We start from the raw sequence: 26,559 nt of genomic DNA, 5'->3' as shown, positions 1-26,559 counted from the left end.
TAGCCACCTCTTTTCTGCTGGATAAAGCTAAATTTTCTTACGTTTTCCGAATACAACCAGGGCGATCATGGCTAGGAAGAACAGCCCTAAAACAATCAAGCCGGTACTGCGAGTGCTTCCAGTTGATGGCAGGCTTTTTGCAGTTGAACTGCTTCCAGCCCCATTCCGATAGGTTGTGTTGGTCTGGACATTGGTTGTTCCCGTGCTATTGGAATCGCCTGTGCTAGGCAAACCGATCCGGTCATTGGCTTTACTAATCTCTTTTTTACTTGCCTGACTATTTTTCACCGAGAACTCGACTGGCTTCTCATCAATTTGATAGCCTTTTGGTGCCTTCGTTTCAATCACTTTGTAGTTTCCATCAGACAGCCCCTTGATGATAATCGTGCCATCTTCGCCAGTGACGATCTTTTCCTTAATCAGATTGTCTTTTTCATCAACCAGTTTAAATTCGGCATTTGCCAAAGTCTTGCCTGTCTTGCTGTCGACTTTCTTCAATAGAATCTCACCTGTCGGCACTTCTTTTTCCGGTGTATACAGATTTTTGAAGGTCGGAAGGTCACTGTTCGGATCATTCACTGAATAAGTGGCGTTCGCTTCAAGTTTCCCGGCTCTTTCTTCGACTTTGACAATGACTTTAAACTCGGTGTCATCATAGGTTATCGTTGAATCTTTTTGTGCTGGGATCACTTCGGAAATCGTGTAGTTGTAAATCCCCGCTTTTGTATAGTCGATCTCAGCAAAAGCAATCTTTCCATCAGCAGTATTCTTAACTGTCTGATTGACCCCTTCACCTTTTAGGTTGAAGATGAATTCTTGGTCTTTCAACTTGCGGCCCGTTAAGTTTTTCTGAGCTTCCAGTTTGATACTGGTCGGTGCGATTTTGTAGACATTTTTGAATACTGGAACTTTGCCTGGTTCGATATTTTCGTATTCCGCTTTGGCCGCTAGCTTGCCGCCAGTATCCTCCACTGTAACCACGACTTTGTATTCTGTCTCGTCATAAGTCATGCCCGGTTCCTTATCCGCTGGAATCACCTCGGAGATTGTATACTCATAGGTTCCGGCTGTGTCATAGCTCAACTCTTCAAAAGTAACGTTGCCTTTTTCATCGTTTTGGACTGTTTGATCGATATTCTCGCCTTTTAGGTTGAAGCTAAAATCGCCAGCCCCTAACGGACGACCACTCAATTCTTTTTGCGCAGCCAAGGTAATTTTTGCCGGCAACTTATTCGCTAACAAGAAAGTATTCTTGAAGACTGGGACCTTGCCTGTTTCAACATCTTCGTATACTGCGTTGGCTTCTAGCTTGCCAGCTTTATCCTCCACGGTGACCGTGACTTTATATTCTGTCTCGTCATAAGTCATGCCTGGTTCCTTATCCGCTGGGATCACCTCGGAGATTGTGTACTCATAGGTTCCTGCTTTGTCGTAATCAATCGCTGAAAACTCTACTTTTCCTTGTTCATCATTTTTGACTGTTTGATCGACATCTTTACCTTTTAGATGGAAGCTGAATTCTTTGTCTTTCAGCTCGCGGCCACTCAGCTCTTTTTGTGCTTCAAGCTTGATGCTGGTCGGCAATGCTTTATACGCGTTCTTAAATAGTGGAACTTTGCCTGCTTCCACATTTTCGTATACCTCTGTCGCTTCTAACTTGCCGGCTTTTTCTTCTACCGTGACCGTGACTTTGTATTTTGTTTCGTCATAGGTCATGCCTGTTTCAGGTGTTGACGGAATCACTTCGGAGATCGTGTACTCATAGATTCCTGCTTTTTCATAATCAATCGCTGAAAACTCTACTTTCCCTTGTTTATTGTTTTTGACTGTTTGATCGACATCTTTACCTTTTAAGTTGAAGCTGAACTCTTCGTCTTTCAGCTCGCGACCACTTAATTCTTTTTGTGCTTCAAGCTTGATGCTGGTCGGCATGGCTTTATAAGCATTCTTGAATAGTGGGACTTTGCCTGCTTCCACATTTTCGTATACCTCTGTCGCTTCCAGCTTGCCAGCTTTTTCTTCCACCGTGACCGTGACTTTGTATTTTGTTTCGTCATAGGTCAAGCCTGTTTCAGGTGTTGCTGGAATCACTTCGGAGATCGTGTACTCATAGGTTCCTGCTTTGTCGTATTCGATCGCTGAAAACTCTACTTTCCCTTGTTGATTATTTTTAACTGTTTGATCGACATTTTTACCATTTAAGTTAAAGCTGAACTCTTCGTCTTTCAGCTCGCGGCCACTTAATTCTTTTTGCGCTGCTAGTTTGATACTGGTTGGTAAAACTTTGTACGTGTTTTTGAAGATTGGAACTTTGCCGGCTTCCACATTTTCGTATACCTCTGTCGCTTCTAACTTGCCGGCTTTTTCTTCTACCGTGACCGTGACTTTGTATTTTGTTTCGTCATAGGTCATGCCTGTTTCAGGTGTTGACGGAATCACTTCGGAGATCGTGTACTCATAGATTCCTGCTTTTTCATAATCAATCGCTGAAAACTCTACTTTCCCTTGTTCATCATTTTCAACCGTTTGATCAACATTCTCGCCTTTTAGAGTAAAACTAAATTCTTGATCTTTAAGAGTGCGGCCACTTAATTCTTTTTGCGCTGCTAGTTTGATACTGGTTGGTAAGACTTTGTACGTGTTTTTGAAGATTGGTACCTTGCCACTTTCTACATCCTCATATACAGCTGTTGCTTCTAACTTGCCGGCTTTTTCTTCTACCGTGACCGTAACTTTGTATTTCGTCTCATCATAAGTCATGCCCGGTTCAGGTGTTGACGGAATCACTTCGGAAATTGTGTACTCATAGGTTCCGGCTTTTTCATAATCAATTGCTGAAAACTCTACTTTCCCTTGTTGATTATTTTTAACAGTTTGATCAACATCTTTACCTTTTAGGTTGAAGCTGAACTCTTTGCCTTGTAGTTCGCGACCACTTAATTCTTTTTGTGCTTCGAGCTTGATGCTGGTCGGCAAGGCTTTATAAGCATTCTTGAATAGTGGGACTTTGCCTGCTTCCACATTTTCGTATACCTCTGTCGCTTCCAACTTGCCGGCTTTTTCTTCCACTGTGACCGTGACTTTGTATTTTGTTTCGTCATAAGTGATACCAGTTTCAGGTGTTGCTGGAATCACTTCGGAAATTGTGTACTCATAGGTTCCTGCTTTTTCATAATCAATCGCTGAAAACTCTACTTTCCCTTGTTTATTGTTTTTGACTGTTTGATCGACATTCTCGCCTTTTAAGTTAAAGCTAAACTCTTTGTCTTGTAGTTCGCGTCCACTTAATTCTTTTTGCGCTGCTAGTTTGATACTGGTTGGTAAAGCTTTATACGTGTTTTTGAAGATTGGTACATTACCACTCTCTACATCCTCATATACAGCTGTCGCTTCCAGCTTGCCGGCTTTTTCTTCTACCGTGACCGTGACTTTGTATTTCGTCTCATCATAAGTCATGCCCGGTTCCTTATCTGCTGGAATCACTTCGGAGATCGTGTATTCGTGTTTGCCTTTTTCTGAATACAGAATTTCATCAAATTGAACGTTCCCATCCGCATCATTTCCTACGGTTTGATCCACACCGGCCCCTTTTAAGTTAAAGCTGAATTCTTTGTCTTTTAACGTGCGGCCGTTCAGGTCTTTTTTCGCTTTCAACTGAATCGATGCGCTCAGCTCTGGATTATTAACAACCTTGAAAGTATGGGTGACCAGTTCACTGGAAATGGTGATCGTATGCTTTGTTTCATCTTTCGTATAGCCATCTGGAGCTTTGCTTTCCTTCAATACATACGTTCCATAGCGAAGATTTGAGATTTGATCCATTTCACCATCATCCGTGATGATTTTATTTCCCAATACCTTAATGTCTGGTAATAGTAATGACTCATTTCCATCCTTATCCAATCGATACAGATCGAATAAAGCATAATCGGTGATAATGAATTCTCCTTGATTATCCACTTTTTCAAACTTGAGAACCCCATTTTTCCCGCTGGAAGTTCCCTCACCATCAGTAGACTTAATCTGGATTTCTTTGGTCGTTTGATGAATTTCTGTTTTTTCTCCGATCAAAGTGGCACTATTGCTGATTACTTCATTATTCTCGATCCCTGGGTCTAACAACGTTTGGTATTCAACAATATATGGAGAATCGATTTGATCCCCTAATTTTATAGACAATGTTTGGGTTCCATTTACGGCATCAATCGAAACGGTCGGTTTTTCTGGAAGATCAATGGCTGGTCCATCTTTTACAAACCCACCTTGATCATTTACTTTTGCTTTATAAACGTTGACGACTACGTTCTTATCAGAATCATAGACAAATGTCTGTGTGTTCGTGCTTATCGTGTCCTCAATTCGCGGATTATGAACGATATGACTGTCCTTATTTAAAGTGACAGACCAGTTGATATAGCGATAATTTTCACCAGTTCCTTGAGTTCCGTCCTTATTAAGCCAATCATCCTTTGCACTTTTTTCAACCATTCCTTCAACGGGTAATTCCGTTCCGTCTGGCATTGCCAGCGTGGCAACATTCTTATAGCGATAGACCTCATCCGATGCCTCCGCTGCGACAAAAATCGCAAATATTCTGGGTTTGTCTTTTAACAGCTTAATAACAGGGTCGCCCTCTGAATTATTTTCAATCGTATAATCCTTGTTCAGCTCCCACTCATAAACCAACTTATTTACGTTATAGGGTTTAGCAGAATTGATTTCTACATCGTAAATTACCAGCTTGCGCAAATCTTGGCCTTCACCTAAAGCCTCAGTGATTTCTGTTCCTGCTGGAACCGTGGTATTCCAAGTGTTGAAAACAGCCGACCAATATACACTATCTGTTGGTGCTTTCGGCTCATCATATGGATTCAGTCCATTCATGTCCAATTTCTGGGTAACATCCCCATCTTTAGGAATGTACATCCCATATTTATAGCCATTATGAACGATCGGATCACTTAACCAGACAGCTAGTTCCGCACCATCAATATATTCCTTTTCATCTTCACCAGTAAATGAAACGATCACGCTATTGTCGAAGCGTTTGCTGGCAAGACCATTCGCGTCTTTGTCTTGCTCATCTAAAAAGTACCTAACTTTATACGTTAGGACGAGTGTCTCCTCAGTCTCAGAAAAAGCACCTTCTAACTTGATTCTGAAGCCGCCTTTATAGGCTGGACAATCTGGCAGCTCAACCAATTCATAATCATCACCTGCTTTTAGTTCTGTTCCACCTTTTGTTTTCAGCAGCAAGGTTTCAGGCAACAGCTGCTGCGCACTCTTATAGCTTCCGCTTAGATTTTGAAAACGGTCGGTAATTACCCCATTGATCATTTTTATTTTTTCCGTATTGATATCAATCTTATATTCGATCTCAGAGTTCGTGTAATCGATACTCGGACTCGTTTTTTTAACCCCTAATCTTCCATCCGTTTTAATTTGTTCATTCCCGCTGAAATATTCTGTCTTCCCATTATCAGTAACTTCTGCATAATTCATAATGAAGGAATTTGGTTTAAGCGGTTTTTCAAAGGCTTCCGACTGATAAGTGATGTGGTAGACACCGGGATTTTTGAATTTTAACGTAAAATAGACATACTCCCCATCCTTCATCGCATAGTCCTTATTTTCCAGAGAAAAGGTATAATCCGTGCCTTCAGTGAGCGCAGTTCCGTTTTCGTCAGTGACTACAAGTGTATCCTTCTTCAAATAGTGAACCGCTGTTTCTGGTTTTACTTTATCGTACATCCAATCTCTGAAGAGGCCATTTTCGCCATCAAAAGTGGCTTTAGCTTTCCAGTTCAAGATGCCTTTCGCTAAATCATAAGAAGACAAGTTTTTACTATTCCGCTTCTCTTCAACAGTCACCGAAGCTTCTGCTAAATTCGTATTGAAGTTGCTGCCTTCAATTTTGACCTTATTTTTAAAACTCGTGATATCCTTGGATTCTATCGTCGTATGGATAATGATTTTTACTGGTACATTCATTCCTGTTTCTGCACTAGTTGGGAACGTAAATTCATAACGGCGTATATCATTATGATGAGCTTCTTTGATGAAGCCAGAAGGTGGCGCGACCCAGTTATTTTGATCGTTTAAAATAAAGTACTCTGCATATGCGAATTTTAGTCCTTCTGGCAGGTCATCGGTAATCTTCGCATTTTTCAGATTTAAGCGTTCTTCATTGGCATAGATCGTCCAATTGACGCTTTTGTCTTTGACCAGTCCTTCTTTGCGAATATCTGCTTTTGCCACCGGTAGAATGATGGTAATCTTTTGATTATCCTCTTCTTTTAGCGGCATTTCGATACTGACGGTTTCTTCCTCTGTTTCTATTTTCAACTCTGTTTTTAAATCAATCGTTCCTGAACGGTCAGAAAGCATTTCACCTTCCCCATTGAAAATCACTGTCAGCAATCCTTGTTCGTTCAAGACAAAACTTCCAAGGGTTGGACCGTTTTCTCCATTTTTAAGAATCCCATTTACAGGATTATGAATGGAAAAGTAATCTGGTAATTGATAGGTATACGTATCGCCTGCTTTAATATCCTCTTCATTAGCTAGCGCCCAGTCAAAGTGGATCAGGATATTTGCATCCTTAACCGCAGGATTTTCCTCTGTAAAGGCATTTCCTTCTAAATCAGTGATTTTGATATTTGTAAAAAATTGTTCCAGACGCTCATTCAAATTCGGATTATGTGCTTGCGGCTGAATTTTTTCTGCTACTGCTTCTTGCACCTCAAGCGGATCAGCTGCTGGATCGACCTTCTTATCGTAATAGAGTGTTGACACAAGGTTATTGCCAAAGTCAACGGTTTCCGTTTCCAAATCTTCTGACGTGGTTTCAGCGGTCAGCTCCAGTACGCCTTCGTAAAATTTCGCACTAGCAAAGTCGGGGGCACGTCCGTCTTCAGTCGCTTGGTAGTTTTTATTGAATTGGAAAATCAGCTGCTGATTGCTGACCTGATAGTTCCCCATCTCGCCTAGGCTACCAGACTGATCTGGGTAGTTTAGATTAGCTGGCAGATTGATCGACAGCAGTGTGTTTTCTTCTATTAATGTCGGCTGAGTTAATGACCAGCTTAGTTTTGTTTTTACAGTAGCTTTGTGTTTTACACGATTGCTTTCCGTGATCTCTTGATCTTCTGTATCGGTGATCGTCGCTTGATTGATCACCACATCAGCGGCTTCAATCGTCGCCGCAAAGATCGACAGCGGTAAAATCCCGATCAACATCCCACAAATCGCTGTTACTGACCATAGTTTCTTTAGGTGCTTCATCCTGTTCCATCCCCTTTAAAAAGTAATATATTCATGCTTATTGGCATCCGTCATTTTGGTGCCATAAAGAATCGTCCCTGACATATTCGCCAGCATTCGAACAAGCTCGCGTTCACCGGACCTGTCATCCGGTGTATCTGTTAACGGCAGTGCGCTGATCTTTTGTTCGATCGTTTCTAGGACGTCTTTCATCTCTTTATTTTTCTGTCTTGCTGATTCTGTAGAGAGTCGCTTGCCAGTTTTCGGAAGAGCAGCTTTATTTGTTTGCCCGTTGTATTTTTCCGAAAGCGTACCTTCTCTCGTTTCGGGCGATTGATCCGGCGGCTGTTCTGGTTCAACGGGGTCATTTGCTTCAGCGTTTTTCTCGTTTTCTGCTATGCGATCATTCGTAATGATCAAGGTGTTGCCGGTCTCTGCTAAATCAAATGTATGCGCTGCTTGTTCTTCTTTTACCTGCGCGATCAATTTTTCGCTGCTGTATAAGATCGGCGCATTGGACTGATAAAACATCATTGACGGCAATGCGATCGCGATCAATAGATTCCTATTCATAAGCGCCTCCCTTAACCGTTAACAACAAGTGGCCAAACTCTGCCCAATCCTCTGGTGTCGGCGGCCGCTTCCAAATCATCTGCTGGCACGGAAGCCGATCGATTAAAAAGTCTGATAAATAAATCTGGGTCTTGGTACTCAATTTTTCCTCGTAGCAGATGTTCATACTTTGCAGCGAACGCAGCATCGTTTGAATGTATTCGTTGTAGCTGCTGCCATGGGAAAAATCGATGCAGATGTAGACTGGATCCTCCAGCTCCTCAACGGAAATTCGCGTAATCAAGAAAAACAAATAGTCGTAATACAATTTGTTGCGCTCTTGATCCGAGTGGAACAGCCCTCTTTGAGCGATTTTTTCAATAAAATCCTGGATCAGCTCATCCAGCTTGGGATTGATCTCTTGAAAGTAACGCCGCTGGATTTTTGTTACAAAGGTCGTTTCACGGAAATGATAGATCAGCCAGCGACGATTGATCCGCAGCAATCCCGCAGTCAGTGCGGTATCCTCTTTTAATTGGTTGATTTCAAATCGTGAATGGTCAGCGAGATAGTGTAAAAATTCATCAGCTAAGCTTTCTGCTTGCTGCGTTTCTTCACAGGCGATGAAGGTCACCTCCTGCTTCAAATCAACCTCCATCATCTGACAAAAGAGCAGTAACGCAGCGATCTCCCGTTGCATTTCCGCTGGAGTCAATGAAGCGTGCTGCTGCAACCATTTCGTAAGATAGTCGGTCGCCGCATTCTCTTCATATTCAATTAGAGATTCAGCCATCGAATGATGCTTCTTCATGCGAATCAATCCAATACTCAAGAAAAAAAGCAGCTTGTGCTCATGCGTTTTTGGCAGTGAAAGATTCAGATAATGCTCTAAGTAACGGAAAATTTCTTTCGCCTGCTGCTGGATCTCTTCGTCAAAAGGACTCGCTAAGCCATTGAACATTTCATAATACAGTCCAAATAGAAAACTGCGGACCGAAAACTCATTTCCGATCAATTGATTTTTCTTTAGCTGAAAACCTTCATCAGTTAATTGGTTCTTTAAACGTTTATAGAGTTTGTACGTGCTGGAACGGCTCACGTGCAGCTCTTCGATTTGCTTGTCCAAGCTCGTCTCTTGCGTTACATAGCGGTGGAAAATCTGATAGGTAAGACTGCGCTCTACTAAATGAAGCCGCATTTTCTTAACGATCGCATGCGTCAGTTTGTGCACCTCGATTTCACCTGTTTCAAGCAAATCGATCGTTGCCGCATAATTGTTCGCCTGCAAATCAGTCTGTAGTTCTTGAAGATATTTTTCTATCTTATAGCGAGAAAGTTCTAAAATATCTACGAGCTGATCCACTGAACAATATGAATTCTTGTTTAATTCCAAATACTGAAGCAGATACCACTTGTAGCGGTCATCATCCATCAATAAATCGTTCGCTTGCATCTCTCGCTCCTTCCTCACTAAGATTGTTAATAATTAACTTTATTTAATTATATTATTGAGATAAGAACATTTTAATCAGCAAAATAATCTATTTGTCCTTATTTTTTTGTAAATACGCAAAAAAAAGAGATTCGCATCATACAAATCATCTCCTGTCTATAATTTAATACTAACATATTATTAATTATCTTTATAAAATATTTTATTTTTGAAGAATTAAGATAATTATAACGTTTGTTTTTATTTAAACCCTCAATTTATATCTTTTTTATCTATCCGCATTTTCATTATAAAAATGAGACAAAAAAAAGAGGATTGCGCCCCTTTTTCCAGTCATCAAACTATTGTCCTGTCCTTAAATACTAAAAAGATTAGAAGTCCTACCATCGCTCCAGCACAAGCCGCTTGGATCATTGACACAAATGTATACAATCCAGTGGTTTTCCCTTGCTTTACAAGAGCATTCATCATAAATGATAAGACAAGTGAAGCGATTCCCAAAACTAACAATACCTTTAACATTTCATTTTCCTCCTTTTAACTTTCGACGTAACTAAAGATACTCAAAAATCAGCGTGTACTGCGTAAAATGAAACATTTTTTCGAGATTTTCAATATGTTCAGTAAAAAAGGAGGTTTACTATAAACTTTGAACCTATTGTTTCCAATTTAACGATCGGTTTTAGAACATATGTCTAGCAATGTTTATATACTTTTTCAACAGGCTCCCGCATACGACTGACAAAGCGACGAAAATCGAGCCGACGATGGATCCAATCACTACTTGCGGGAATCCAGTTAGCGTTACGAATAATACATTGAATGGAAGATGCAGAATGCCAAAGAGATTCAGCAGCGCTACTATTGGTAAGCCGACACCGATGATCCCAAAGGCACCCGATAAAACTGATAAGATCGGTAAAATGAACATCCCTGAGAATATCACTGCAATCCCGCTGCCGATTCGTTCAAGCATATTTCTGTCCTTTTGATTTCCACCATTTCTGCCATATACATTCTTTTTGCTGATTCTTTGTTCCATTTTGAACACTTCCTTTTTTATTTTTATATTTACTCGCTTCATAGTTTATAAAACGATCTACACGATTTTCAATACCTAACGACGGTATGTATAACTTTAAAATAAAACTGCCCTTGCAGGCAGAGATTATTTTTTTTGTTCGTACAGTTTACGGAATTTCTCTAGACGTTTGCCTGCATCGTCAGCAAATATCTCGATGCCCATTTTATTCATCATTTCTTGAAAAAGCGCGAAACGATTGACGACACTGTTGGGATCCTCATCATGAACTAATGGAATCAACCAAATATTGATCAGCAATAAGATTACTTCTGCCAGCTCTTTCGGATAATCGGTCTTGATCGAACCATCCGCGATGCCCTCTTCAATGATCGGCTGAACAAAGTGGGGAACCGATTCTGTATAGATACCTTCCAATTGCATCGCCAGCATCTGAGGATTTTTCAGAAAGTCTGGAGCCATTTGAAACATATCGTCTTGGCGTGGATTTTCTAAAGCTGACGTAAATAAAGACTGCAGCTTTTGTAATCCGGTCATGTTTTTGTTTTTTGCAAGCAGCTGGATATGATCCAGCTCATTTTCATTGTTCTGATACAGCTTATTCATCACACCATCCAAAATATCTTCTTTAGATTTAAAGTGGTGATAGATCGCACCTTTTGATAATCCGCCAAGATTATTGACGATATCTTGGATCGAGGTATGCTCATAGCCCTTTTCTAAAAACAGCTGCATCGACACATCTAAAATTTTATTGATCGTTTCTTCTGGGTACTTATTACGAGCCATAACTGCTATCTCCTATCCATACGTTCGGTTGGTATGTATATAATATAATCTGTAATACCTCGTAAGTCAACACTTTTCCAAAGAAATATTCAAAAAGGCTTTTTCCCTCTGCCTAACCCTACACGGAGTTTTCCTTTTAAGTGTTGATAGGTCAGAAACTGTTGGCGTTCCCGTTTGATCGCCTTATAGCGCTTAGGCTGCTTCTTATAAAATTCCTGATGATAATTTTCCGCCGGCCAGAATGTTTTCGCCGCTCTGATCTCCGTTACGATCGGCTGTTTATATCTGCCTGAATCGCTCACCATCTGTTTTGTCTTCTCCGCGATTGCTTTTTGTTCTTCATTCGTCGTGAAAATAATCGGACGATATTGAAGTCCGCGATCTTGGAACTGACCAAAGGCATCGGTCGGGTCGGTAATCTGCCAGTACAGATCGATTAATTCCTGATAGCTCACAACACGCGTATCAAAAATGATTTCCACTGCCTCAACATGTCCGGTGCCGCCGCTGCTTACCTGATCGTAGCTGGGATTTTCTAGCATTCCGCCTGTATAGCCGGATAAAACCGAAACGATTCCGGGATATGTTTCAAACGGCTCTACCATACACCAGAAGCAGCCCCCCGCAAAAATCGCCCGTTCTTGATGGGCAGGATCGCTGATAAAATGCTGCTCTTTCACAGATGGATCAACAGCAGATTCCTTTCCTGTGATCTCCTGATAGAAATCAGTCACATCTGGTGTCAGATTATTTCGCAACGCCAAGGGACGCAGCTCGGCCTCCAGCTTCGCCAGCTGTTCTTTAAAATTGCTATTATCATCTAACGCGTTTTTAGTTGTGGTCAATAAGTAGCGTTCCCACTCCCGCGTTTTCGGATTCAATATTAGATTATAGATTTTTCCTAGTACTTCTTCTTGGGTCAATGGCATGACACCCACCTCGATCGCATTCGCTTAAAATTCATCTGCAATTTACCACAATTTTCTTGAATAATCGAATAGTTGGATTGCAAAAAAAGACTTGTCAAAAAATGACAAGTCTTCGTTTATTGTAAAGTATCAAATACCTAGGATTCCTTTGATTTTTCGGAATGAGATGGCGTAAATAATGGCTTGATAAGCAACAACTACTAGTAATAAGACACTATCCATCATTAACGCACTCACTTCAGTGCTGGTAAATTGACCATCGTTTGTATTGAACATCAGCAGCGTAAAACAATAAATCAACATCACCGCGACGACAGTCGGCAACACAAACAATTTGTTCAGCTGACTAATTACACATTTACGGATATAGTGATTATTCGCTCCTAAACGTTTCAAGTCTTCAAACAATCGCTGATTGGATAAACCAATCGTAATACTCCGCGTGTAAGAAATCACTCCAACTGCGGCTAAACAAATGATCGCGACAAAAATAAAGACTAAGAAATATACTGCTAAATTTTGAAAAAAGGTTTTCTCTACTAAGATTTTCATCGTTGGGTAATATTTCCAGTTATCCATTAAATCGGGATTCTCTGCTGAAAGAGTTAGTACTCGATCATAACTGTATTTCTGATGATTTGCTTTGGCTTTAGCTGATTGGTGAGCATCATAAGAATTTGAAACCGCCATTTTGGAAGAGGCCTTTTCAATAAATTCTTGATACAGCGCTTGAGCAAAAGGATACGAAGCTTCTAAATCTGCAACATTAAATAGAATCTGCTTTGTCTGATTTGCTTCACTCAACTCTTGTTTAATGCTCTGATAATCCTGGTCATTCAAAACATAGCGGCGACTTCCTTGACTTACCAAAGGCTGATACCGAACGATGCCCTTGAATTTTAATGAAAGCTTCGCATTAGTGACAGGATTGGTGACTTGATCCAAATCATTGTCCTTCTCCCACATACCTTCAGCTTCGTCTTGACCCTTCACTCGATAATACTGTCCTTGAGGGACTTTAAGCTTATGATTTGTTTGCTGATTAAAGGTGCTCGCATCAATAAAATCGGATAGCCGGTGATCCTCCATGTAGTCTTCAATTAGTTTTCCATCATCTGACCAATCACGTTCTACACCGCTAGCCAATAGTTCTGAAAAAATAATTTCCTGATAATTCTTGATTTCCACATCTTGCTTTTCTGCCAATCGATAGATATCCTGCTGATTAACTTCATCTTCCGAAAGATTGTAATGCAATTCATAATCTACTGGACTGTTTCCATAGATATTTAACGCGCTGTATAATTGCGGCGGATAGAAACAAGCAAAGAGACTGGCGGTTAACAGCAACGCAATAATACTCATGTTGCGAACCGTTTGTCGACCCTGAAATTTCATCATGTTGGAGCCAATCAAATCATTGTAGTATTTTTGCGGATTTCTTCCCCGCTTGCTCTTCATGATGGCGTAGGTCATGATGCGGTAAAGACCAACGAGTGAAATTAAATAAGTAGCGCTCCAAATGCTTGGCAGCAGTATTCCCATACTTGAACCAATATTTGGTCCGGCAAACCCTAAAAGCAGACCTACTACTAGCAACACGAATCCAGATATCCCATACCTCGTAGTTACTGGCCGTAATGGTTCATTTTTATGCTCATGATACAAAATTTCCATCATATCCGTGCGCTGAACAAATTGATAAAGCTGAACGAGCACTGGTACCATTGAAACAAGACCGAAAGCCAGACCGATCGCAATACCGGTAAAGGACAAGCCTAAGGACATATCTCCGAGATTAGAAAGCACCATTTGGAAAATCTGCCAGATCAGAAAGGCTAAGCCAATTCCGAGAACGACACCAACCGCGATGCAGGCAATCATTAATTGCAGCATCTCGATCGTCAACTTTTGCGATAAATATTTCTTCTTCGCGCCCAAAGCCAAAAATACACCAGTCTCGCGACTTTTGTATTTTAAGAATAAGCTGGCTGCATACATGATGAAGATCAAACAGCCGATGATCGCGATCGCGAAAATCATCATCACTTGCTTGCGGCTGTCCCCGCCAATGGGAAGTGTCTGTTGGACGATCGTGCTATACAACATCACCGCATAAGACGTAATCAGTAAAACTGAAAACGTCATACAGAAAACAAATTGCAGGTAATTTCGCTGATTGTATTTCCGCAGCTTCTTTAAAAGATCAGACATGGATAGCTTCATCAGGATTTCCCTCCAATTCTTTTAAGACATGGAGCAACTCATCAAAGAATTGTTGTCTTGTGCCTGTTCTTACTAATTCCGTAAACATGGTGCCATCCTTCATGACTAGCACGCGGTCACAATAACTAGCCGAAAATGTATCATGGGTGACCATAAAAATCGTTGCCCCTAACGAGCGTTTTGCTTCAATAAAGGCTTCGATCACCGTATCGCGAGATTTACTATCTAAATTTCCAGTCGGCTCATCGGCTAAGAGAATCAACGGATCATTCATCAATGCCCTAGCCACCGCTGTCCGTTGCTTCTGTCCGCCTGAGATTTCCACCGGATACTTATTGGCAATTGAATCAATCCCAAATAACTTCAGCAGCTTGGATACCTTTTGTTCCATTGGTCGGTAGGGTGCTTGCGTGATGACTTTCGGCACACAGACATTTTCAAAAATCGTTAAGCCATCCAGCAGCATGAAATCTTGGAAGACAAAACCTAATTTTTTGTTACGCACCTCCGCCATTGCTTCCTCGTCAAGCTTCGCTAGCAAGGTATCGTCCAGGCGAATCTCTCCTTTTTCATAAGGAATAAAACACGAAATACAATTCAACAGAGTGGTTTTCCCGCTCCCCGACGGACCCATCACCGCCACAAACTCACTTTTATCAACGGTAAACGAAACATCCTTCAACACATCATACTGAACCCCGCCAGTATGAAAGCTTTTGTATAAATGATCCACTGTTAACATTTTTTCTCCTCCTGATTCCTAGAGCTGACACTCTTGTTTTCTATACCCTTATTCTAGGAAAAATTGGCAGACTTACCCATGAGTCATCTTGTAAACTTTGACGCTTTTATTGTCAATTCCGGTAATATTTTAGTGCTATAATGACTAAAAGGGAGGGGTAAAAATGATTCAAGTGGTTTGTTGTGATGATGAAAAAGAGATGCGTAAAGCATTGATCAAAATAATCGAGCCAGAGTTGCAGCTGCAGGGAATCAATTATCAACTCAGTGAATTTGCTTCGGGGGAAGAATTACTGAGCAGTAATCGGCTGGAGGCAGTGGACCTGATTTTCTTAGATATAGAAATGAAGGCCTTGGACGGTATCGAAACAGCCAAGCAATTGCGAAAAATCAATCAACGCGCGGTGATCGTCTTTATCACAGCTTTTGCCGATTTTGTTTTTCAAGGCTATGAAGTCAAGGCGTTGAATTACCTTTTGAAGCCTTATGGTGAGAAGAAGATCGTCGAGGTATTACGCAAAGCGTTGGACGAACTGGAAATGACTCAGTCAAAATATTTCGTGATTGAACAAAAATCTGGCATAACAAAAATACCGCTAAAGGATATTTGCTACTTCAGCAGTGATCGCCGCATGTTGACGGTGGTAACTACAAAGGATTCCAGTTCTTTCTATGGAAAATTAAATGATTTAGAGCTGCCAGACTCTTTTCTGCGAATTCATAACCGCTATATCGTCAATTTGAACTACGTAGAGCAAGTAGAATCAGCGGTTCTTTATTGCAATCAAGAGCAGTTGCCCATCAGCCGTAAATATCGGCAGTCCCTAATGGTCAACTTCGCTAAAAATATGTTGGGGTAGGTGATCAGATGAATGCCATTTTTGATTTTACTAATAGTATATTTGGGGTATTTGGCACCTATTTTCTTTATCAGCTCGTTCGGCAATTCGTCGCCGTGAAAGAAAATCGCTTTTTTAAATTGCTCTTTCTCTTAGTATTATTTTGTTCAATCTCGTCGCCGATTTTTCCAAACGATATGTATAATGTATTAATCATATTTTTACTTTTTTTAGGATCTAAATTACTCTTCTTACAAGGACCATTCATCCACAAGCTTTCTTTGTCGCTCATTTTATTTCCCTTTATCATTGCACTCAATTTTTTAGCTGAAGATATTGGCTTGAGACTTTGGATCGCCGGTGGGAGAGGACTAGGCTTAGATTTATTATTGCACGGTATGATGCATATTGTACGTGGTCTCGTTTGGCTTGCGATGTATCAAGCATTTCGTTATGCGACTCCATATTCAAAAACACAGATTACACCGAAGCTATGGTTCATTCTTGATTTAATTTGTTTAACTCCATTGATTGCGATGGTTAGTTTCATTATTTTTACACCGTCGAATACCTTGATGATCTATCCAGCTTCTTTTGCATGTATCCTGACAAGCATCAGCAGCTTATATATGACGGGACACGTTGCAAAAAGTTTTCACTATAAATTAGAGAATCAAAATCTGCAGCTGCAAAAGGAGTATTATCAAGAATTAGAAGGCAATCAAAAACAGCTGCGCAAAGTTCACCACGACATGAACAATCACTTTGGTGTGATGCTCAATTTAATTCGTGAAGAAAAATCCGAAGCAGCAGAAGAATACTTGGCAAACTTGACCCAGCAGCACATCTTATCCAATCGTATTTTTTGTAAGAATACGATCGTCAATGCCGTACTAAATGCCAAATATCAGCTGATGCAGGACTATCAGATTGCTTGCTCGATACAGCTAGACATCGACACCATGATAACGATTGATGATATTAGTTTGTGCTCGTTATTCGGGAATACTTTGGATAATGCAATCGAAGCGGCAAAAGATGCTCCCAAAAAAGAGGTCAGCTTGAAGGCTAGATATTATGACGGTTTTTTCAGCTATGAGATCAAAAATACAAAAAAGCACCAGATCAAGAAGACTGGTTCACGCTTCTTCTCAACTAAGGACAAGCCGCAGGAGCATGGAGTCGGATTGCAAGCTGTCCGTTCCATCGTTGAAAGCTATGATGGAACCTTGAATATTGACTATGATGATGAACAGTTTTCCTTAATAATCATGATTTCTAATATCTAAAAAGCGAAAAAATCAATAAATAGATTTTTTCGCTTTTGTGTATCTTTTATTCTATAAAGTTAGAATTTACTTTTAACAAAACAAACCTGCTAAATCAACTGACACTCATACAATATATTCAATTAAAAAAATTCAAATGAGCCAACCTTTTCAATCAATTTATACTGACGTATTTATCGTGGGCTAATCGTAAATTATTTACATCTTGCATGATATACCTTTGAGTAGTCTTAATATCACTATGTCCTAAAAAAAGGCGAACGTCATTCAGATCCATACCATGATAAAACGCAAAGGCCGCTGATGTACGTCGGAATTTTTGTGGATTTGCTTCCATAATATTTCCTTTATGTGCAATCGATCTAATCATTTTTTGAACTCCATTTATGGACATTGCTTTTCCTTTCAACCCCAAAATTAGTGGTCCGGAGGAATGTGGCACTTTTTTAAGATAGTCTTCCATAGCTATTTTTGTTTTAGCATTAATAAAAACTTGTCGTTCATTTTTTCCTCTCAAAATAAAACTTTCGTTATCTTTCTTATAGTCTTCTATCCTTAATGATACTAGCTCTGAAACTCGACACCCCGTACAAAGCAGTAATTCTATGACCATCTTTTCTTTCTCTTTTTTTGCGCATTTTCTCAATATCTCTACTTCTGTCTTTGAAAAAATCCCTTTACTCTTAGGTCTGACTGTAATTATATCCAAGTTTAGAGTTGGATCTCGTTCGATTAATGATTCAGCATATAACCATCTAAAGAAACTGGCTATGTTGTATTGCTCACGAGAAAGACTAGAACTAGATAATCTATCATTTTCTTTTCTCTCAAGTAAGTATTGCCTAATATCATTAGTGTCTATTTCATTAATATTTTTAGCGACTTTTTTCATAAAATATTTAATCGTTCTTACGTAAACAGAAATCGTAGACTCGAAGAACCCCTGAGTTTTCTTTCTCAATACATATCTTTTTAAAAGATCCGATTCCTCAAAATTTTTTACTTTCTTTTTTGTTAATTCTGAAACTTCGACATCAACTAAATTCTTAGTCAATGCAATTTTTACTTTTAATAATTGTTCTGAATCAAAATTTTCATCCAATGCGAGTAATACATTGCTAACTAGCCTTTCTTTATCGTCCACAATTACTTCTCCTTATTCAGAAAACATTACAATAATTCTTTTCTTAACGTTGCATCATCAACAGGCGATAAATACTTCGGCGCGATATCCAATACCGTGAAGGCTCCGAATTGTTTTTCTGCTGCTAAGCGCGCACATGCTCTGGCATAAGCCACTAAGACACTGGCGGTGAATTCAGGATTGCTTTCTAATTGCAGATTGTATTCGATCACTTGCTTCGTATTCTCATGCGTCGTCCCCGTCCGCAATACCGTCCCGCCGTGAGGCATCGCAGCGTGATCGCGTTTTAGTTCGTCCGCCGAGATGAAATGCACGATCGTATCGTATTCATCAAAATAATTCGGCATCGTAACGATCTCTTCTTTGATCGCATCAGCATCGGCATTTTCTGCTAAGACAACGAAACATTCCCGGAGATGTTTATCTCTGGTCGTTAACTTCATTTTTTCGCCAGCTTTTAACTTCTCGATCACTTCACTTTTCGGGATCGTGTATTGGATCGCATCAGCAACCCCTTCGATTCTTCTCAAGGCATCTGAATGTCCTTGGCTTACACCCTTGCCCCAAAAAGTATACGTCTCGCCTTTTGGCAAAATACTTTCCGCATACAAACGATTTAAACTAAACAAACCTGGATCCCAGCCAGTTGAAATAATCGAAACGGTTTGATTATCTTTGGCAGCCTGATCGACATTCGCAAAATGTTCAGGAATCTTGGCATGGGTATCAAAACTATCGATCGTATTAAAGTTTTTTGTGATCGCTGGTGTTTGCACTGGTAGATCGGTTGCTGAGCCGCCGCACAAAATACACACATCGATCTTTCCCTTTTGTGCATCTAAATCATCCATCAGATAAACCGGTGCACCATCGGTCTGAACCGTCTCCGGCTTTCTTCTTGTAAAGACGCCGACCAATTCCATATCGGCATTTTGCTTCAATGCCCGTTCCACACCACGACCTAAATTTCCATATCCGACAATTGCTACTTTGATCATTCGTTGTCCCCCTATTCGTATTTATTAAAAGTATACTATAAATTCAGCTTTAAAATTAGAAAAATCTCATCACAAAAAAAGATGACCAAGAAACCTCTAGCAGATTCTTGGTCATATCATTAGATTAAATTGTATTTGATCAAACTATCAACCGCTGCTAATACAGCCTCTTCTTTTGTACCGATCGGTGTCCATCCCAATACTTCTCTGGCTTTGGCATTACTGACATTGCGGTTCATCTCCGCCATAAATTGTCCTTCTCTTGCTGTTGCGTTAAAATGTGAAGCCCCTTTAAGTATCCAGTTTGGCATGGTTCTCTTCGAAATTTTCTCTGCCAATTGCGGACGTTCTTTCCTCAGCAACTCTGCGATCTCCGGCATTGAGATCATGCCATCTGTAGTTGCTATAAAGCGTTGCCCTGCTGCTTCCGGTGTGATCATGGCGCGAATGTGTAGATCAACGACATCCCGCACATCTACAACATTTAATTGAATATTCGGAATGACTTTCATCGAACCGCTGGCAATTCCCTTCAGCAGATCGAAACTGCCAGAAACATGATTGTCTAACGATGGACCAAAAATCGCTACGGGATTGACTGTCGCAAACTCTAATCCTTTTCCTTCTGTTTCAATAAATTCCCACGCAGCTTTTTCAGCCAGCAGTTTGGACTTCTCATAAGCTGAAAGGCCCTTCGCATTTTCATCAGTCCAATCATTTTCAGTTGTTACTGACTGCCAATCTTGATTAGTAAAGCCCACAGCTCCGAAATTTGAAGTCATCACGACCCGTTTCACCTTTGTGCGTTTAGCCGCCTTCAAAATCCGCACGATCCCTTCAATTGCTGGTCGAATCACTTCAGCTTCATCTTTTGGAATTTCAAAGAAAACTGGTGAAGCCACACTCAATACATAATCACGATCCTCCATCGCTTCATCCCAATTGTCATCCCTCGATAGATCCGCTTCAATAAAGGAAAGCTGATCAAATTTTGTGACACCATTTTCACGTAATGTATTAACTACCTTGTCTTTGCTTTTCAATGAACGTACCGTAGTTCGCACGTCATAGCCTTTGTTCAATAATTGTAAGAGCATTTGCATGCCTAAAAATCCCGTTCCGCCAGTTACCAATACTTTTTCTGTCATGTTGAAGACCTCCATCAATTTTTACCTACTTTAAACCCTAAACCATGGTTGAGGGCAACTGTTTTGATAAAAAAAGTGAGAGAAAAATTCTCCCACTCCTTTTTATAGTAGATGATTGTCCTTCAAGACATCACCAATATAGGTATGTTCAACTTTCTTCACGAAATGCTCCAGCACTTTTTTCTCAACAAATGGCAGATCCATCTCAGAAAGCTTCTTACGGTCGCTCAAATAATAAACTGAATTCGCTAATGTTCGAATGTCATAAGCTGATGCAAAGACTTCGGGCACACCACGTTCGATATCTAAGAATGAGTAAACTGCCTCCATTGCTGTACGAACGGAGTATTCCGTCGTAAAGACTGTATCACGCTCGGTTTCAGCGAAGTTTCCAATGAAAGCCAAATTCTCTGAACCATTAGGAATGACTAGTGGACGATCGCCTGGTTCCCGCAGCATAAAGTACGACGTGATAAATGGCATATAGACCGGTGTCACAACACAAGACTCTTCAGAGATTCGTTTGATTTCGTCTTCCGGCACACCTAAATGATACATCAATTCTTGGACGATTTCTTGCCCGCTACATTGCTCGATCGGTTTCTTGATGTAGTTTCCTGGCGTATTTGACAGTAGACCATAGACCCAGGTTACAGTTTGTTGATCGTTTTGTTCTTTGAAATGTGGTTGACGGTGTGTCGCAAAACTCATCAACCAGTCCGAATCTTTGATCGTAATAATCCCGCCAGTGACAACTTTTCCAGTCCGTAATTTCCGTTGCGTCAAGCGTGAGATATAAGGTTCAATGTCAAAGTTCTCCCATGTCACGGTTGCTGAAACAAACCAGCTTTCATCTGGCAAATTATCACAAAAGACTTCGGGATGACCGAACTCATCAGATTGCTTCGCTAAATTCTTCCACAAGTTCCAACTGCCACCTAATTCGCGAGTGATTGGTGCAGGTGTACGATGGTCGCCTTCTGTTGAGCTTTCAGTAATCGAGCCATTTGTGACAAAGACTAGATCATTTTCGGTTAAATCAATTTCTTCGGCTTTATCTGAGCACGTCAGCAAAATTTTCTTAGCGACTTTTTTGTCTGGCGTCGCATCGACTTGAATATTGTTGATTTTCGTTTCATATTGGAAATCCACGCCATGATCATTTAAAAAAGCCAATAATGGTTTTACTAAAGATTCATACTGATTGTAGCGTGTAAATTTCAAAGCTGTAAAATCTGGTAATCCTTTAATGTGGTGGATGAAGCGCATCACGTAGCGGCGCATTTCAATTGCTGAATGCCATTTTTCAAAAGCGAACATCGAGCACCAGTATAACCAAAAGTTAGAGGCAAAGAATTCTTCGCCAAAAACATCCTCGATCTTCTTACCGATCAGTTGGTCTTCTGAAGTCATAAATAGATCAACCAATTCTTTTTGCGCTTTTTTCGACAATGTAAAGTCACCATCATCTTCTGCACGTTCACCACGGTTATGGATAATCCGACAATTTGATGAGTTAGGATCATCATGGTCCAACCAATAAAATTCATCTAAGACTGAAGCATCTTCTACTTCCAGTGATGGCACCGAACGGAATAGATCCCACAAACATTCAAAATGATTTTCCATTTCACGACCGCCCCGAGTCACAAAGCCGTCGTGAGGAATAAATTTTCCATCCAATGAGCCGCCAGATAAAGAAAGTTCCTCAAAAATATGAATATGCTCCCCCTTCATTTGACCATCTCGGATCAGAAAGACCGCTGCTGCTAAGCCAGCCAGTCCTGCACCAACGATATAGGCACTCTTGTCATCGACGCCTGCTGGTTTTCTCGGTCTAGCAAATGCTTCATAATTTCCATTCGTATATCTCATGATGTTTCCCCCTTCAAGTTGTTACCCTCAGCTTACCAACTCGAAAAAAATATTGAAAATAAGACGCTTTCAAGGAATCAAAAATTTTGACTAATTGCTTGATTTGTCTAAAAAATCGTCAAAAAAAATCCTGCAAAACAAATTTCAACGCAAAAAGGAACACTTAACATCAGATGGATCATCCAACATTTAGTGTCCAAACTTATCTCAATCAGTTACATCTACAACAAATAGACTACACCATTCGCTCCTGTTTAATTCCACATGAAAGAAGCCTGATTGTCTCATTTTTTTCAATCATGCATACCTTTAATGAATCTTTTCCACTAACCAATGGCGCGATTATCTTTTTTTCTTATGCCTATTTTTCCTTTTCCCAAGTGCTCTGTCCACGCGTCTCTTCGTTTCCTTTTCGTTTCTTTTCTTCTCCACTTTTCCCACACTTTTACTAGAACCTTTATTAGCGGTATCGGGTTTTGCTGCGGTCTTCTTTTTCTTGTCAGTGGCATCCGTTGATCGGTTGTTCGGTTCATTGGAATTTTCCGGCGGAATGTCGTCTTTTGGTGGCGCAGCATTCGGACTGTTTTTCTTCTTCACTGTGTTCTTAATATCCGTTGCTTCATCCAACTCTTTATCTGGCTTCTGATCAACCAGCGGTGCAGAAACGTCTTCATTTTTATTAGATGGCACAGGTTGTTTTTGAACTTTCTCTGGTTGTGGTGCTTGCGCAGCGGCAATGACTGTTTCTTTTTCATCAGCAGTCTTTTGAGGTTTTTGACGTGAATTGTTAGAGGTGGCAATGATCGTTCCTTGTGTTTTGTAGCTCACGTAAGTCGCAAATTTTTGCCCGCCCTCCACTTTAAAGATACTCAAGGTGGTCAAAATGTTTAGAATATTGATAGTCAGCTCTTCATCGATCGTTGAGTCTGTTTCGCGAATCGTCAATTTGTGTTTTTTGCCGTCTTCACCTTCAAAGATCGCTTCGACACGATAAACAAGACCCTAGATCCGATTATCGAGTGTCCCTTCCCGCTCTAAAAAGCCCTTATAGATGCGTGCCTCAATTGTTTGCGCGAGGTATTGTGAACGACTGCCGTACAGCCTTTTTATCAATGTTTCCCACTCATCAGCCGAAAAATATTCTTGGAAGTAGGGCAGGTACTGGCACATGGTGTTGGTTTTTTCTGCTGACAGATAGACTTCTCTGATCAAGTCCTTAATCAAGTCAGGAAATGCCTTCATACAGAAAAAATTCCGCACGAGGATTGCTACTCCGTATTCGATCAACGAATCAACATCCTGCGTTTTAGCAAAGTAAGCCCTTACACGTTTATTTAAATTTTCAACTTTCATTAAAAACAGCTGCCTCTCAGCTAGCTTCGCAATACCAACGCCAACACCCATTATCTAAAACCCCCATCTATTTTTATGTAATCGCCACCGTGCTTTTATATTCATTATGATATAACTTTTTTGTATGCTTGTATATATAAAAACAGATATACCTTTATTTATTAATATTAGTAAAAACTTTGAATTAATAAGCTTTTAAAAACAACCCAAATTATTTAACCAAAAATATTCTATTGAATAAATAACAAAAAGAGGACTCGATTATCCGAGCCCTCTTTTTGTTGATTATGCTTCTTGTTCAGTCATGATTACTGGACCATCTTTAGTAATAGCGATGGAATGCTCATACTGTGCACAGTAGCTGCCATCTAATGTGCGAGCCGTCCAGCCATTGCCATCAATACCGGCTTCCCATGTTCCAGTGGTAATCATTGGTTCGATCGTGATGGTCATACCTTCTTTTAGTCGCGCTCCCTTGCCAGCCGTACCGAAATGGGGGAAGAAAGGTTCTTCATGGATTGTTGGACCAATGCCATGCGCAAGAAAATCCTGTACTACACCATAGCCCTTAGCTTCTGCATAGGTCTGAATCGCGTGACCGATATCGCCAACTCGATTGCCGACCTGTGCTTGAGCAATGCCAATCATCAAAGCCTCTTTCGTGACATCCATCAACGCCTGATGTTCAGGTGTGATCTCACCGACTGCATACGTCCAGCAACTGTCAGAAATAGCACCGTGATAGTCGACACAAAAATCAACCTTTAATACATCACCTGATTTCAAACGATAATTCGATGGAAACCCGTGACAGATTTCGTCGTTCACGCTGGTACAGGTGGCGAATTCATAACCCTCAAATCCGATTTGCGCAGCTGTTGCGCCTGCTGCTTCGACCTTTTCTTGGACAAATTGATTGATTTCTTTTGTAGTGATTCCCGGCTTGATGATATCCCGTAATTGCTTATGGACACCAGCTAAAATCGCGCCTGATTCTTTCATCTGGTCGATTTCCCGTTTTGATTTTAATGTAACCATTTCATTACTCCCTATAGTAATAGTATTTTTTAACCTACGACGTTGAATACTTGAAAAGTTATAACACGAAATGTATTTGAAGGAAAGCTTAGACACTTTTTTGACGTCTAATCAACCTCAGAACTTAATCTCAACTTAAAGTTTTTCAAGGGACCACTTTGCCACAGCTCATCATTTTTCAAATAAACCTGCCCGTACTCAATGATCCAGCCATGGAGGTTTTGTGCTTTGAGGGTATCCATCGTTTCCGGCCAACTGATTTTGCTTTTTAACTGTTTATATCCCTTAGAAACAAAACCAAATTTTTCAAACATCCGCTGCGCGTACTTATCCGCTATAAAGGTCGACTGCTCAAAGACATAGACCAGTAAAGCATCGGCGGTCTCTTCACCGATGCCCTTGATCGCTAATAATTCTTTGCGTAATTCGGCAAAATCTTTCCGAGACACTTGCGCTAGATCAAAGTGATAGCCCTCCAACCATGTCAGCAAACCAATGATCGTATTAGACTTTCCCTTATTAAAGCCACTCGGTCGAATCAATTCCTGCAATTGCTCTTTATCTAAAGCCAAAATCTTTTCCGGTAAAAACTACGTCGCTTCATTTAGTTTGTCTAATGAATAGTCAACATTGCGCCAATTGGTGTTTTGAACCAATACCGCACCGAGTAAAATCTCCCATTTATTATCCGTGTCCCACCAGCGTTTATCATCCATAACTCGACTAAACGCTTCATACAATTCCTCAATATTTGTGACCATCTTCAAGCCTCTCTTCAGCTTCATTATATTAGAAAGTAGCCAAATACGCTTGCAACGTATCTACCAGCTTGCCGATATGCAGGCCATCAACAAACGAGTGATGCGCCTGAACAGAGAAAGGCAACAGCGTTCGGCCGTCTCGCTGAAAATACTTGCCCCAATCAAATAGTGGCGTAGCATTATCCTTTTTCCCAGAATTCGTATGGGAGATATGGGTATTGGTCACCCACGGCATCGGCGAAAACTGAAACACATCGTTACCTAACGGACCTGTGAAATATTCCTGCTGCTCCTCCGCCGTTTTAGCAGCTAACGCTACATATTCCTCCAGCGATTCCGTTAATGGAACATTTACCCCCTTGAACAGCTCAGTCTCTTTATTAAGGTAGGTAAACGCCGTATCGATCTGGTCATAAAGAACAATATCGCCATCCACAAAGCGATAGCGGAATTCTTCAATTTGATTGGCACACACCGAGACACTGTAAACCATCGCAAACGTAAAGGAGTACTTTTGCTCTCGAAGCTTCTTTAAAAAAATCGTGATATCCAGCTCAAAAGTTACACAAAAAGCCGGCTCCACGCTATTTCTAAATACCTGACAATGCATCGCTCGTTTCCAATTCTTCTCATCGATCCGCACAAATTGATTTCCCATCTCGATACCTTCCTCATTTTTTTTTCGATGTTTCTTTTACTATAAAATAGAATGCTGGGAAAGGCAAAAAAGCAGATATGACGCTCTAATCGCCATATCCACAGTAAATCTATTTTCAGATCTGTTTTAAAATTTTATGAAACCATCCTCCGTTTCTTCATTTTCTGCTTTGATGCTTTCTTCAATTATTTCTTCACTCTTAACAGCATAACGATGCTTAATCCATTCAGTTCGCCCAGTGTACCTTAAACGATTTACAAATAAAGAGGCTGAATAAATAGCTAAATCAACACCAAAAGATTCTAGGTGACTGCCGCTATCTCCTAAGGCTTCGATACTTAAACCTGATGTCACCAACAGATTGAGATCATTACCAGTTTTATTGAAGTAAGCAACCCGAACAACCATCTGAACTATATGCAAGATGACAATAATTACAAAAGCCATCGCCATAGAATCAA

Annotated in this window: 19 protein-coding genes and 2 pseudogenes; 2 read left to right on the top strand and 19 right to left on the bottom strand. The window is 40.5% G+C overall.

What is annotated here, in order from left to right:
- Positions 1-27: 27 nt before the first annotated feature.
- The 9 genes from AC4J95_RS17080 to AC4J95_RS17040 form a co-directional block, all read right to left on the bottom strand.
- A complete protein-coding gene (locus AC4J95_RS17080; protein ID WP_494550902.1) occupies positions 28-7,284 on the bottom strand; it encodes a Spy0128 family protein in 7,257 nt (2,418 codons plus the stop codon).
- A gap of 15 nt (positions 7,285-7,299) precedes the next feature.
- Entirely contained in the window at positions 7,300-7,836 is a 537-nt protein-coding gene (locus AC4J95_RS17075) for a hypothetical protein (RefSeq protein ID WP_494550901.1), read from the bottom strand.
- On the bottom strand, positions 7,829-9,268 hold the full coding sequence (locus AC4J95_RS17070) for a helix-turn-helix domain-containing protein (RefSeq protein WP_494550900.1): 1,440 nt from the start codon (positions 9,266-9,268) through the stop codon (positions 7,829-7,831). The genes AC4J95_RS17075 and AC4J95_RS17070 overlap by 8 nt, the downstream gene beginning before the upstream one ends.
- A 336-nt stretch (positions 9,269-9,604) precedes the next feature.
- A complete protein-coding gene (locus tag AC4J95_RS17065; RefSeq protein ID WP_494550899.1) occupies positions 9,605-9,790 on the bottom strand; it encodes a hypothetical protein in 186 nt (61 codons plus the stop codon).
- Positions 9,791-9,950: 160 nt separating this feature from the next.
- Complete coding sequence (locus tag AC4J95_RS17060; RefSeq protein WP_494550898.1) at positions 9,951-10,310, bottom strand: hypothetical protein; 360 nt, start codon at positions 10,308-10,310, stop codon at positions 9,951-9,953.
- A 126-nt stretch (positions 10,311-10,436) separates the two neighbouring features.
- Entirely contained in the window at positions 10,437-11,099 is a 663-nt protein-coding gene (locus AC4J95_RS17055; RefSeq protein WP_494550897.1) for a TetR/AcrR family transcriptional regulator, read from the bottom strand.
- Between the two features lie 89 nt (positions 11,100-11,188).
- Positions 11,189-12,028, bottom strand: coding sequence for a peptide-methionine (S)-S-oxide reductase MsrA (msrA, locus tag AC4J95_RS17050; RefSeq protein WP_494550896.1), 840 nt, complete (start codon positions 12,026-12,028; stop codon positions 11,189-11,191).
- A gap of 129 nt (positions 12,029-12,157) precedes the next feature.
- On the bottom strand, positions 12,158-14,254 hold the full coding sequence (locus AC4J95_RS17045; RefSeq protein WP_494550895.1) for an FtsX-like permease family protein: 2,097 nt from the start codon (positions 14,252-14,254) through the stop codon (positions 12,158-12,160).
- Positions 14,235-14,996, bottom strand: a complete 762-nt coding sequence (locus tag AC4J95_RS17040) for an ABC transporter ATP-binding protein (protein ID WP_494550894.1) — start codon at positions 14,994-14,996, stop codon at positions 14,235-14,237. Before AC4J95_RS17040 ends, AC4J95_RS17045 begins: the two co-directional genes overlap by 20 nt.
- A gap of 163 nt (positions 14,997-15,159) precedes the next feature.
- On the opposite strand from AC4J95_RS17040, the gene AC4J95_RS17035 reads away from it, so the two are divergent.
- Together AC4J95_RS17035 and AC4J95_RS17030 are read left to right on the top strand one after the other, a co-directional pair.
- On the top strand, positions 15,160-15,855 hold the full coding sequence (locus AC4J95_RS17035) for a LytR/AlgR family response regulator transcription factor (RefSeq protein ID WP_494550893.1): 696 nt from the start codon (positions 15,160-15,162) through the stop codon (positions 15,853-15,855).
- Between the two features lie 8 nt (positions 15,856-15,863).
- Positions 15,864-17,123 carry a sensor histidine kinase gene (locus AC4J95_RS17030; RefSeq protein WP_494550892.1) on the top strand — a complete coding sequence of 420 codons (1,260 nt, stop codon included), beginning with the start codon at positions 15,864-15,866 and terminating at the stop codon, positions 17,121-17,123.
- Between the two features lie 154 nt (positions 17,124-17,277).
- On the opposite strand, the gene AC4J95_RS17025 is transcribed toward AC4J95_RS17030, so the two are convergent.
- From AC4J95_RS17025 to AC4J95_RS16980, 10 genes and pseudogenes are all read right to left on the bottom strand, one after another.
- A complete protein-coding gene (locus AC4J95_RS17025; protein WP_494550891.1) occupies positions 17,278-18,267 on the bottom strand; it encodes a tyrosine-type recombinase/integrase in 990 nt (329 codons plus the stop codon).
- A 26-nt stretch (positions 18,268-18,293) separates the two neighbouring features.
- Complete coding sequence (locus AC4J95_RS17020; RefSeq protein ID WP_494550890.1) at positions 18,294-19,265, bottom strand: diaminopimelate dehydrogenase; 972 nt, start codon at positions 19,263-19,265, stop codon at positions 18,294-18,296.
- Between the two features lie 119 nt (positions 19,266-19,384).
- On the bottom strand, positions 19,385-20,413 hold the full coding sequence (locus AC4J95_RS17015) for an NAD-dependent epimerase/dehydratase family protein (protein ID WP_494550889.1): 1,029 nt from the start codon (positions 20,411-20,413) through the stop codon (positions 19,385-19,387).
- Between the two features lie 102 nt (positions 20,414-20,515).
- Entirely contained in the window at positions 20,516-22,288 is a 1,773-nt protein-coding gene (locus AC4J95_RS17010; RefSeq protein WP_494550888.1) for an oleate hydratase, read from the bottom strand.
- 342 nt (positions 22,289-22,630) lie between these two features.
- Entirely contained in the window at positions 22,631-23,233 is a 603-nt protein-coding gene (locus AC4J95_RS17005; RefSeq protein WP_494550887.1) for a hypothetical protein, read from the bottom strand.
- Between the two features lie 57 nt (positions 23,234-23,290).
- Positions 23,291-23,692: a hypothetical protein gene (locus AC4J95_RS17000; RefSeq protein WP_494550886.1), complete on the bottom strand. Its 402-nt coding sequence runs from the start codon at positions 23,690-23,692 to the stop codon at positions 23,291-23,293.
- 234 nt (positions 23,693-23,926) lie between these two features.
- Positions 23,927-24,679 carry a type I methionyl aminopeptidase gene (gene map / locus AC4J95_RS16995; protein WP_494550885.1) on the bottom strand — a complete coding sequence of 251 codons (753 nt, stop codon included), beginning with the start codon at positions 24,677-24,679 and terminating at the stop codon, positions 23,927-23,929.
- Positions 24,680-24,786: 107 nt separating this feature from the next.
- Positions 24,787-25,440 (bottom strand): annotated as a pseudogene (locus tag AC4J95_RS16990) (endonuclease III domain-containing protein).
- A gap of 28 nt (positions 25,441-25,468) precedes the next feature.
- Positions 25,469-26,098: a CatA-like O-acetyltransferase gene (locus tag AC4J95_RS16985; RefSeq protein WP_494550884.1), complete on the bottom strand. Its 630-nt coding sequence runs from the start codon at positions 26,096-26,098 to the stop codon at positions 25,469-25,471.
- Between the two features lie 126 nt (positions 26,099-26,224).
- A pseudogene (locus AC4J95_RS16980) lies at positions 26,225-26,559 on the bottom strand (hypothetical protein); the annotation flags it as partial.

It is taken from the genome of Enterococcus sp. GPZ-007 (assembly GCF_059374735.1).
Note: the sequence above shows the minus strand (reverse complement) of the source record. Positions and strands in the feature narration are given on the sequence as shown.

What these genes read in the sequence shown, in the direction of transcription:
- AC4J95_RS17020 (WP_494550890.1), bottom strand. Translation starts at nt 19,265, where the DNA reads ATGATCAAAGTAGCAATTGTCGGATATGGAAATTTAGGTCGTGGTGTG.
- msrA (WP_494550896.1), bottom strand. Translation starts at nt 12,028, where the DNA reads ATGCCATTGACCCAAGAAGAAGTACTAGGAAAAATCTATAATCTAATA.
- AC4J95_RS17065 (WP_494550899.1), bottom strand. Translation starts at nt 9,790, where the DNA reads ATGTTAAAGGTATTGTTAGTTTTGGGAATCGCTTCACTTGTCTTATCA.
- map (WP_494550885.1), bottom strand. Translation starts at nt 24,679, where the DNA reads ATGGTTACATTAAAATCAAAACGGGAAATCGACCAGATGAAAGAATCA.
- AC4J95_RS17030 (WP_494550892.1), top strand. Translation starts at nt 15,864, where the DNA reads ATGAATGCCATTTTTGATTTTACTAATAGTATATTTGGGGTATTTGGC.
- AC4J95_RS17015 (WP_494550889.1), bottom strand. Translation starts at nt 20,413, where the DNA reads ATGACAGAAAAAGTATTGGTAACTGGCGGAACGGGATTTTTAGGCATG.
- AC4J95_RS17080 (WP_494550902.1), bottom strand. Translation starts at nt 7,284, where the DNA reads ATGAAGCACCTAAAGAAACTATGGTCAGTAACAGCGATTTGTGGGATG.
- AC4J95_RS16985 (WP_494550884.1), bottom strand. Translation starts at nt 26,098, where the DNA reads ATGGGAAATCAATTTGTGCGGATCGATGAGAAGAATTGGAAACGAGCG.
- AC4J95_RS17075 (WP_494550901.1), bottom strand. Translation starts at nt 7,836, where the DNA reads ATGAATAGGAATCTATTGATCGCGATCGCATTGCCGTCAATGATGTTT.
- AC4J95_RS17010 (WP_494550888.1), bottom strand. Translation starts at nt 22,288, where the DNA reads ATGAGATATACGAATGGAAATTATGAAGCATTTGCTAGACCGAGAAAA.
- AC4J95_RS17000 (WP_494550886.1), bottom strand. Translation starts at nt 23,692, where the DNA reads ATGGGTGTTGGCGTTGGTATTGCGAAGCTAGCTGAGAGGCAGCTGTTT.
- AC4J95_RS17040 (WP_494550894.1), bottom strand. Translation starts at nt 14,996, where the DNA reads ATGTTAACAGTGGATCATTTATACAAAAGCTTTCATACTGGCGGGGTT.
- AC4J95_RS17070 (WP_494550900.1), bottom strand. Translation starts at nt 9,268, where the DNA reads ATGCAAGCGAACGATTTATTGATGGATGATGACCGCTACAAGTGGTAT.
- AC4J95_RS17045 (WP_494550895.1), bottom strand. Translation starts at nt 14,254, where the DNA reads ATGAAGCTATCCATGTCTGATCTTTTAAAGAAGCTGCGGAAATACAAT.
- AC4J95_RS17060 (WP_494550898.1), bottom strand. Translation starts at nt 10,310, where the DNA reads ATGGAACAAAGAATCAGCAAAAAGAATGTATATGGCAGAAATGGTGGA.
- AC4J95_RS17055 (WP_494550897.1), bottom strand. Translation starts at nt 11,099, where the DNA reads ATGGCTCGTAATAAGTACCCAGAAGAAACGATCAATAAAATTTTAGAT.
- AC4J95_RS17035 (WP_494550893.1), top strand. Translation starts at nt 15,160, where the DNA reads ATGATTCAAGTGGTTTGTTGTGATGATGAAAAAGAGATGCGTAAAGCA.